Consider the following 8,901-nt stretch of genomic DNA (forward strand, 5'->3'; position numbering starts at 1 on the left):
ATGGATGGCCCTTGGATTCGCCGTGATCCTGACTATCCCGGTGACATTCCTGCTATCAAGATGGGTTCTGCGTTCCGGCTGAGTTCGCCCGAGGACGACGCCCGCAAACAACATACTGCGCACCGAGTGGCAACCAGCGCAGCAGCTTGTCGAAGCGTCTCGCCCAAGACCGATCGATCGGCACGAAAAACAGATAGCGTCGGACAACGATCTCGAATCCCGCTTCACGCAACAGCGCCTGCGTCCTCCTGGCACGCAGCAGCACAGCATCGTGATCAAACGGACAGCGCCACACCGCCCAGCGCGTCATCGGATTGATCGGATTGTGCTCATAGACTGCAAACAAGCCCTCCGGTTTGGTTACCCGAAAGGCCTCGGCGACAAACGTCGACCATTGCGCGGGAGGTACGTGGTGCATCACGCAGACCGTGCTGCTGAAGTCGAACGAGGCGTCATCGTAGGGCAATCGCTCACCATCGTAGATGCGGTAATCAACATCCGGATTCGCCGCGCGTGCCGTTTCGATGGCCTCACCTGAGACATCAGTACCAGCCAAGCTGCCCACATGGGGCGCCATCAAAGGATGCGATATACCAATCCCGCAGCCAATATCGAGGCAGATTGACTGAGTGGTCGATGACGGAGAAAAACCATCGATCAGCTCCAGAGCATCGGCCATCTTGCCGATGGCGAACATATCCATACCCAGCCCGGAGAATCCGATCGAGCTATTGACTGTTTCTCTGTACTCGCTGGGATATGCGTCTGATGACCAACGATTTACCTTGCTCATGGATGTCCTGTGAGTCGCTTGAATTTATTGTGAAGATTCGAAACTCGTGTCCGCAACCTGAAAGCGAAATCACCTCTACTCGTTCTTGCGGTGCAATCCCAGATCGCGCAATTGAAACGCCAACTTGCGAGCACCCTCATCGTGCAATACCGGCCCGGTGCTATGCACCTTTACGATTGTCACGCCTGCGTTTGCTTCCACTGGCAAGCTGACAAATCCAGGATGCTCTGGATCCAGTTTCAATGTGACCGATTCAAGGCCCGATTCGCTCGTTACCACTATTGATCTCGAGTCGCCCACGACAATCGTGAATTCCAAAACCAGTGACATTGGATATGAGAGCTCGTTTCGAATCTCCAACTCTGAGTCAAGGCTTCCCCAGTTCCACGCAATCGTTCCATTGTCCTCCCACCCGTAAAAGCCAATCCCAGGAACAACGGAGATTGGCGTATTCAAGATCACTGGATTTCTGGCGAAATTCACCCAAAGGGTCTCGACCTCAGTACCCGGAGAGACGGCAACTTCCACAACATCAACTCCAAAGGCATCCGGCTTGATACCTGCGGATACGGAAAACGAAGACGCGAACAATGCGGGAGATGGTCGACCGTTTGCATTGGCGGATCCTACGCAAGCAGTTCGAACACAAGAGAGCACTCCGCCGGCCCGGATCAAAGAATTGGCGGAATTTGGGAAAATATAAACGTTACTTGCAATTGCAAGGTCACTACTCACGGGCGCCTTCAGCGGAGCAAATACCACGTATTGATTCTCGGCTTTTGGCTCGTCATAGATGTATAGATAATAAGCACCGCCAGGAGCCCTGCGTGCAGCATCCAGATCCGGCGTAAATACAAGAGTTGCTCCAGTTCTTGCTTCAACAACATACTGCCAATACTCGGCATCGCCAGACTCGCTCCCACTGATACTCGAGTCCCTCATCCAGATTGCAGCAGTGCTTGGAACCTTTGAGAAAGCTTCGGAATTCAATAGTGCTTCCATCGTCTCCCATCTGCGCCCAAACTGCTCCTGCACCCGACTCACGTCAAAATTTGAAGCGTCGGTAATAAGTGAACCGCCGCCAGCTGCCAATGCGAAGAAGATCATCAGCGCTTTTGACGGCCAGCGATGGTAAATCACCAGCAAGAAAATTGAGGTCAACGCCATCCACGCGAAATAGGAAAAGTGACTGTATAGGTAGGCATGAGAGCCCAGCCGCACCCATTCCTGGTACTTTGGAGTCAATCCGATAAGAACATTCGGAACAAGCGCCATTACCAGCAAAACAATCGAGATGAAAACGACTCTTGAGTAGCTTTCAGGCTCTCCTCTGCGCTTCAAAAGATCAAGTATCCGCATTACCCCAATTGAAGCTGCAACAGCCTTGATGATTGAAAGAACATCGACGCTCTCTTTCATCGCGTTCCAGCTCAGGTGCCAGTCCCCTTGCAGCAGCGTTGCCAGAGGCATGCCACCAATGCTGTACGTCACAATCGTGTGCGAAATACTCCCAATCGAAGCGTCAAGTCGCAGTTGCGACCCATCGTAATTGGATGGATATGCCAAGCGCCAAATCAGCCAGATGATCAGCCACGTGATCAGACCGGCGGCATAGGGGGCGAGATATCGCCATCGTTTTTGTCCTGCCTTGTCGGCCACGAGGGCGACAATGAGGAAAACAAACGTCTGCGGAACAAAGCCTTCCTGCAACCCAACGAGCCAGATGGCCGCTCCCACCAAAGCGAACGATATCGACTGTCGCTTTATGGCAACCATCAGTCCAAGCAACCCGGCCATCCAGCATATCCATGAGAATTCCCAGGCAAATGGGTACGCCACGTACAGATTGTGACCTGAACTATTTTGGGCGAACGCAAAGAAAAGCAGTACAAACAAAACCCCAGCGCCTTCAATACGCAAGATCCGCCGCAGTAAATTTCCGGCAAGCAGCGCACTCAGAAGAATTGTCCCTAGTCGTACTCCAGCCTGGAAATATTGGCTATCGAAAAGATAAGGGAAGAAGTAAGTGTAAGTTGATGCCTTGGGGAACCTTCCATGGGCGACCGCAATCTGGTGGGCCGTGGCAATCCAGGAATCGTGCCATACCCACGCCGCGTACCAGCGATCATCCAGCGTTACGAAGCGTATCGCCGCGATGGATCCAAGAAAAGCAAGTGCAACTATCGCTGCGGGCAATATGGCAGACCGAGAAGTTGTAATTGAATCCGCTGGTGTTGAACGCATTTGTCCTAATCCATTTTTTAAGTTGCTCGATAGATATCACTTGGCGGTGCAAGTCCGACCTCCATTATTCCGCACATGCCCACCGGGTTACACGACAGCCCCCATTTCAAGTTGACCTCAGAAGTGAAGCCATGGGCCGATGGCGACTTGTTTCTGCATAGGGGTGATGCCGCCGATGGCCGTAGTGGGTCGTTCGTGATTGTAGATCCACAGCCATCGTGCTTCCGACAGCTGCAGTTGACCGATCGATTCGGACAGACGTTGCGCCGCAATCGTGGTGAACAGTTCGACTGTAGTATTCGATGTGGCGTTCTGATGCGGGCTTCCTGGCCTACCCAGGGAGCCTCTGAACAAGTGGCACAACCGTCCTGGCGTTCAGAAGGCCTGCCAGTTGAGCTGCGAGACGAAGCGATGGCTGGTTGCCTTGGCAAGCCGCGCGGTGCGACTGGGAGGCCTTCCTGGCGCCACCTTTCCCTTTACAAATAATCGGTTAGGCAACGCCTGTCTGCGTCAGCGTGCCGCGATCCGCACGCAGACTGATGTTTTGACGATTGTGCGACTTGCTCAGAGGCGCCTTGGGGTCCTAGGGCGAGCCCTTCATCCAAACTCGGTTACCATCGGCCTTTCAACACAATCTTCAAAGTCGCGCCCTGATTTGGTTGGCGCCGATTCAGTGGTCAGGACAATGCCGCTTCAAGCTCGGCCTTGAGATCCTCAACGTTTTCAACACCGACCGACAATCGGACAAGTCCGTCGCTGATGCCGAGCTTCTTGCGATTGGCGGGCGGCACCGAGGCATGGGTCATGATCGCCGGATGCTCAATCAGGCTTTCGACGCCACCGAGTGATTCGGCAAGTGCGAACAGCTTGCATCGTTCGAGCATGCGGCGGGATTTGCGCAGGCCACCCTTGATCTCGACTGAAATGATGCCGCCGAAGCCGTCCATCTGGCGCTTGGCCAGCGCATGTTGCGGATGCGATTTGAGGCCCGGATAGATCACCCGCTCGATCGCCGGGTGCTTTTCCATCCACTGGGCGATCAACATCGCACTTTCGCAGTGCGCGCGCATTCGCAGATGCAGGGTTTTCAGGCCACGCATAGCCAGAAATGAGTCGAATGGTCCGGCCACCGCGCCCACCGAGTTCTGCAGGAAAGCCATCTGCTCGGCGAGCTCGGCGCTTTCGCCAGCGACAACGATTCCGCCAACCATATCGGAGTGACCGTTGATGTATTTGGTCGCCGAATGCAGGACCAAATCCGCACCAAATTCCAGCGGCCGCTGCAACATCGGTGAACAGAACGTGTTGTCGACAACAAGGATCAGGCCGTGCTTTTTCGCAAAGACTCCGAGCTTGGCCAGATCGACCAGCTTGAGCATCGGATTGGTCGGCGTTTCCGCCCAGATCATGCGTGTATTCGGTTTCAGCACGGCCTTTACCGCCGCCATGTCGTTGAGGTCGACGAAGCTGAAATCGAGTCCGGCGGAACGCTTGCGCACGCGCTCGAACAGGCGATAGGTGCCGCCATAGAGATCATCCATGGCAATGATGTGGCTTCCCGAATCGAGCAGATCGAGCACCGTGCTTGCGGCGGCCAGGCCTGAGGCGAAGGCATAACCCTGGGTGCCACCTTCCAGATCGGCCACGCAGCGCTCGTAAGCAATGCGCGTCGGGTTCTGCGAGCGCGAGTACTCGTAACCCTGATGTACGCCCGGACTCTTCTGCACATAGGTCGAGGTGGCATAGATCGGCGTCATGATCGCGCCTGTCGATGGATCAGGGCTCTGGCCGGCATGGATGGCGCGGGTACCCAAACCTGAGGTTGCAGGCTTTTTCTGTGTTCGATTGGTTTTCATTCAAAGTACTTCCAGTTTGAGGTCGACTTGCATATCAAGAATCCCCGGCAATTACGATGAGTCCAAATGACGTCGAAGAAAACTTTCCGATGCGAAGTCTGATGTGTGGCATTCCCTTGTACGGCACTTCATCCACGTACAAATCTGATTCCGTTTTTCCAAGGGAAAAATTCATCGGAGAAACTCGGTGGCCACGTTGTTCCAGTGTCTTGACGAGCCGAAGCAAGTCGCGCTGCCGATAAATGACATCATGGCCTTTTTCGATCGTTTCATCATTCGAATCGCAATTTAGTTCTGTAGTGTGGACTGCAATACCACCCGGCACGAGGCATTTCATCGCACTCTCAACGAAATCGACGCCGTTCTCGAGACTGCCAAGATGCTCGAGCGCGCAAGACGACCAGAGGAAATCGAAGCCTCTCAGGTCAGTCGGAATTTCGCGCATATCGACCGATCTGAAGGAAACATTATTCCTCAACGTTTCTTCGGGGCAAATTCCACGCATATTGAGTTGTTCCAAACCAGCCGCATGCTGATTTCCTTCTACCCATCCCTCCCTGTTCGCCAAATGCTGATCGAGATCGGTAGCAACAACCGTGCAGCCGCGTGACGCAAAAAGGGCAGTCAATGGCTCCTGTCCAACTGCAAAACCAAGGCCTCTGGAGCCTTTTCGCAGCACATTCCGCTCGTACAACGCCTGCGCGATAAAGCACCATTCCCAAAGTTTTCGATGCGGCCTGCCCGGCAAGTCTTTCAATTGATTTGCCCAAAATCTAAATACCGGACTATCAATCGCCTCCATCGTGCACGGAGAGCAAGTCAATCGAATTGGCGAGTCTGGAGGTGTGGAGGAGCTCCCAATATCCTTGAACAGACCAGGATGCGCACTATAAAACTCAGGCGACTGCATAAAGTGTTCCGCCAGATCCTTGGGCGAGATCCCATCACCTCGAAGCAGCGCTGAAAAATGCGCAAGACCAGCAGGGTCAGGTTGACGCCCGAGCAGAAGCCGATAGGCGAATCGAATATCTTCTTCGGTGGCTTTGAGAATGGTCACGGCAGGGTCGTAGCCAACCTTTCGAATTGGACATTGTTGAGCTGATTCGCAGAGCGGAGATTGCTCATTGGGGTGACGGTCTGTGGTTCGCTTCAGGCAGTTATTGAACCCGCCGCCGCAAATAATTGAGCAAATCAATCCGTGTAATCAGGCCGAGGAATTTCTCGCCATCCATGACAATGGCAACATGGCCGGCGTCGAAAACCGGCAGCAGGCTTTCGATCGGGGATTTCAGATCGAGTTTGTCGAGGCGGCTGACCATCGCGGTTGATACCGGATCGCGGAATTTCGCCTCATCGGCGTAGACGTGCATGAGCACATCGGATTCGTCGAGGATGCCGACGATGGCGTCGCCTTCCATGACCGGCAGTTGCGACACGTCGTACAGTTTCATGCGGTTGTAGGCGGTGACGAGCAGGTCCTTCGGGGCGACGACGACGGTATCGCGCATCGAGTAGGGGCGCAGGATCAGGTCGCGCAGATCACCGTGGGTTTCGCGCTCAAGGAAGCCGTTGTCGAGCATCCAGTAGTCGTTGTACATCTTCGACAGGTATTTGTTGCCGGTATCGCAGACGAAAACGACAACGCGCTTGGGCTCGACCTGCTCCTTGCAGTATTTCAGTGCGGCGGCGACCAGGGTACCGGTCGATGATCCGCCGAGGATGCCCTCTTTCTCCAGCAATTCGCGGGCGGTCAGGAAGCTCACCTTGTCGCTGATTGCGTAGGCCTTGCCAACGCGCGAGAAATCACTGATATCGGGCAGGAAATCCTCACCGATGCCTTCGACCATCCAGCTTGCCGACTTGTCGGAGAGGGTGCCCTCGTTGATGTATTCGGTGAGTATCGAACCGACCGGATCGGCGAGCACGAATTCGGTATCCGGCGAATGCTCGGCGAAGTATTGCGACAGTCCGGTCATGGTTCCGGAAGAGCCGCAGCCGAACACGATGGCATCGACTTTGCCGCCCATTTGCTCAAGGATTTCGGGGCCGGTGGTCAGCTTGTGGGCGAGCGGATTGTCCGGGTTGCCGAACTGGTTGATGAAATAGGCATCCGGCGTTTCTTCGGCGATACGTGCAGCGAGATCCTGGTAATACTCGGGATGACCCTTGGCCACGTCGGATCGGGTCAGGATGACTTCGGCCCCCATCGCCTTGAGATTGAAGATCTTCTCGCGGCTCATCTTGTCCGGAACCACCAGAATCAGCCGATAGCCTTTCTGCTGCGCAACCAGGGCGAGGCCGATGCCGGTATTTCCGGCGGTGCCTTCAACCAGGGTATCGCCAGGCTTGATCTGGCCTTTGCGCTCGGCCGCTTCGATCATGCTCAGACCGATGCGGTCCTTGATCGAACCACCGGGGTTGTTGCACTCCAGTTTGAGGAACAACTCGCAACTTCCGGTATCGAGGCGCTGGGCCTGGACCATCGGCGTGTTGCCGATCAGTTCGAGGACAGATTGATGGATCGACATGCGTACTCCGCGCGGCTATCAGGGGATCGCGGAATGATAACCCAGGGTGGATTTTTGATTCCTGCGAAGGAGCAGGTTTGGCGAAGAGGCAGCCCCTTCTCCCGAGTGGAGAAGGGAAAAGCATCGCGCCTGAAGGTACTCTTACGAGATTTCTCTATACAAAAAATCGCGCCGCTGCGTCGGAGACGTTCAGCGGCGCGATTCGGGTTGCGTCAGTGTGCGGAAGAATCGTGCATGTTTGCCCACATGTGAGTGAGCTTGTCCTTGGCGAGAAGCTTTTCCTTCTTCATCGTCTGCAGAGTGACGACATCTATTGGCAGCACGCCCAGTTCGGCGTCGCGAACTTTGCTGTCGAGCTTTCTGTGCTTGTGGTAAAGCTGGCGGAATTCGGTGTTGTCTTGCATCAAGGATTCCAGATCTTCTCGCTGAGCTTGTTCGAACATCAGTTACCTCCGTTGCTTCGGAAATGCAGACACCATGACGCGACACCGGGATGGCGTCGCGTCATGGGGTTGCGGGGACGATGGAACAAAACACGATGGCCTGGGATCAGGCCGCCAGAACCGATGGGGTCAGCTCTCGGATCGCTATCGGGCTGCGAAACGGGCGGGCGCCACTGCCAGGCACTCGACCGTGCGTATCGGCCGGCTGGGACCGATAGCGCTGGATGAACGGTCTTCTGTGCTGAACTCATGGGCTAGGCATATCCCATGCGGGTTCCAGAGAAACACCGGGTCGCATGGGATTTAGAAGCTACTCCTTCAAGCACCCCTTGGCAACCGCCATACAGGCTTGATCTCGATTGAAAAGAAATCGTTAAGTCATTGTTTATCAACAAGAATAATATCAACTCGCCGATTCTGCGCGCGCCCCGCTGCGGTCGCGTTGGAGGCAACCGGCCGTTCCGAGCCGACGCCAACCGCAATCATTCGTGAAGCGTCAATACCTGCGGATTCCAGGGCATCCCGAACCGCCTCGGCACGCTTCTGCGAAAGTACCTGGTTGGCATTGGCACTACCGGTGGAATCGGTATGTCCCTCAATGCGGATCGTTTTGCCCGGATCCTGACGTACGAATTCGACCACCTTGGCCAGCGATTCACTGGCCTCGGCACGAAGGCTGGATTGCCCAGGTGCGAAAGCCACATCGTCCAGCGACATTTGCATGCCTTGCGAGCCTCGCGTCGCCTGCAGGGTATTGATTCGCGTCCGCAGGGCGTCCGCGGCCGCACCGGCGAGTTCAGCCTCTCTGCGTGCCAACGCGGCTTCCCGCGCCTGGGCGTCTGCCAGGCGCTGGGCCTGGTCAGCCACTTCATGCGCCGCAGCGGTTTCCTCCTCACCCCGCGCTCTGGCTTCTTCAGCTTGGCGCTGGGCCTCTTCAGCACGGATTTGAGCGAGCAGACGTTGCTGATCGAGCTCACGTCTGGCTTGCTCGGCTTCATTGCGTGCAGCAGCCAGTTGCAGGCGGCTGTGCTCGCGCT

Annotated in this window: 8 protein-coding genes; all 8 read right to left on the minus strand. The window is 55.5% G+C overall.

The features are described 5' to 3' along the window. Window positions 1-55: 55 nt before the first annotated feature. Window positions 56-703, minus strand: a complete 648-nt coding sequence (locus VFN25_RS16615) for a class I SAM-dependent methyltransferase (protein ID WP_325143930.1) — start codon at window positions 701-703, stop codon at window positions 56-58. A gap of 165 nt (window positions 704-868) precedes the next feature. Then, entirely contained in the window at window positions 869-3,037 is a 2,169-nt protein-coding gene (locus VFN25_RS16620; protein ID WP_325143932.1) for a hypothetical protein, read from the minus strand. A 117-nt stretch (window positions 3,038-3,154) separates the two neighbouring features. Then, window positions 3,155-3,400 carry an integrase core domain-containing protein gene (locus VFN25_RS16860; protein WP_414648989.1) on the minus strand — a complete coding sequence of 82 codons (246 nt, stop codon included), beginning with the start codon at window positions 3,398-3,400 and terminating at the stop codon, window positions 3,155-3,157. A gap of 314 nt (window positions 3,401-3,714) precedes the next feature. Then, complete coding sequence (locus VFN25_RS16625) at window positions 3,715-4,893, minus strand: PLP-dependent aspartate aminotransferase family protein (protein ID WP_325143934.1); 1,179 nt, start codon at window positions 4,891-4,893, stop codon at window positions 3,715-3,717. A 34-nt stretch (window positions 4,894-4,927) separates the two neighbouring features. Continuing rightward, complete coding sequence (locus VFN25_RS16630; protein ID WP_325143936.1) at window positions 4,928-5,950, minus strand: DUF4214 domain-containing protein; 1,023 nt, start codon at window positions 5,948-5,950, stop codon at window positions 4,928-4,930. Window positions 5,951-6,050: 100 nt separating this feature from the next. Next, window positions 6,051-7,421: a pyridoxal-phosphate dependent enzyme gene (locus VFN25_RS16635; protein WP_325143938.1), complete on the minus strand. Its 1,371-nt coding sequence runs from the start codon at window positions 7,419-7,421 to the stop codon at window positions 6,051-6,053. Between the two features lie 212 nt (window positions 7,422-7,633). Beyond that, window positions 7,634-7,864 carry a YdcH family protein gene (locus tag VFN25_RS16640; protein WP_325143940.1) on the minus strand — a complete coding sequence of 77 codons (231 nt, stop codon included), beginning with the start codon at window positions 7,862-7,864 and terminating at the stop codon, window positions 7,634-7,636. Between the two features lie 378 nt (window positions 7,865-8,242). Then, a partial coding sequence (locus VFN25_RS16645; RefSeq protein ID WP_325143942.1) for an OmpA family protein occupies window positions 8,243-8,901 on the minus strand: 659 nt, incomplete at its 5' end.

The sequence above is a fragment of the Dokdonella sp. genome, from assembly GCF_035703485.1.
Lineage (GTDB): Bacteria > Pseudomonadota > Gammaproteobacteria > Xanthomonadales > Rhodanobacteraceae > Dokdonella.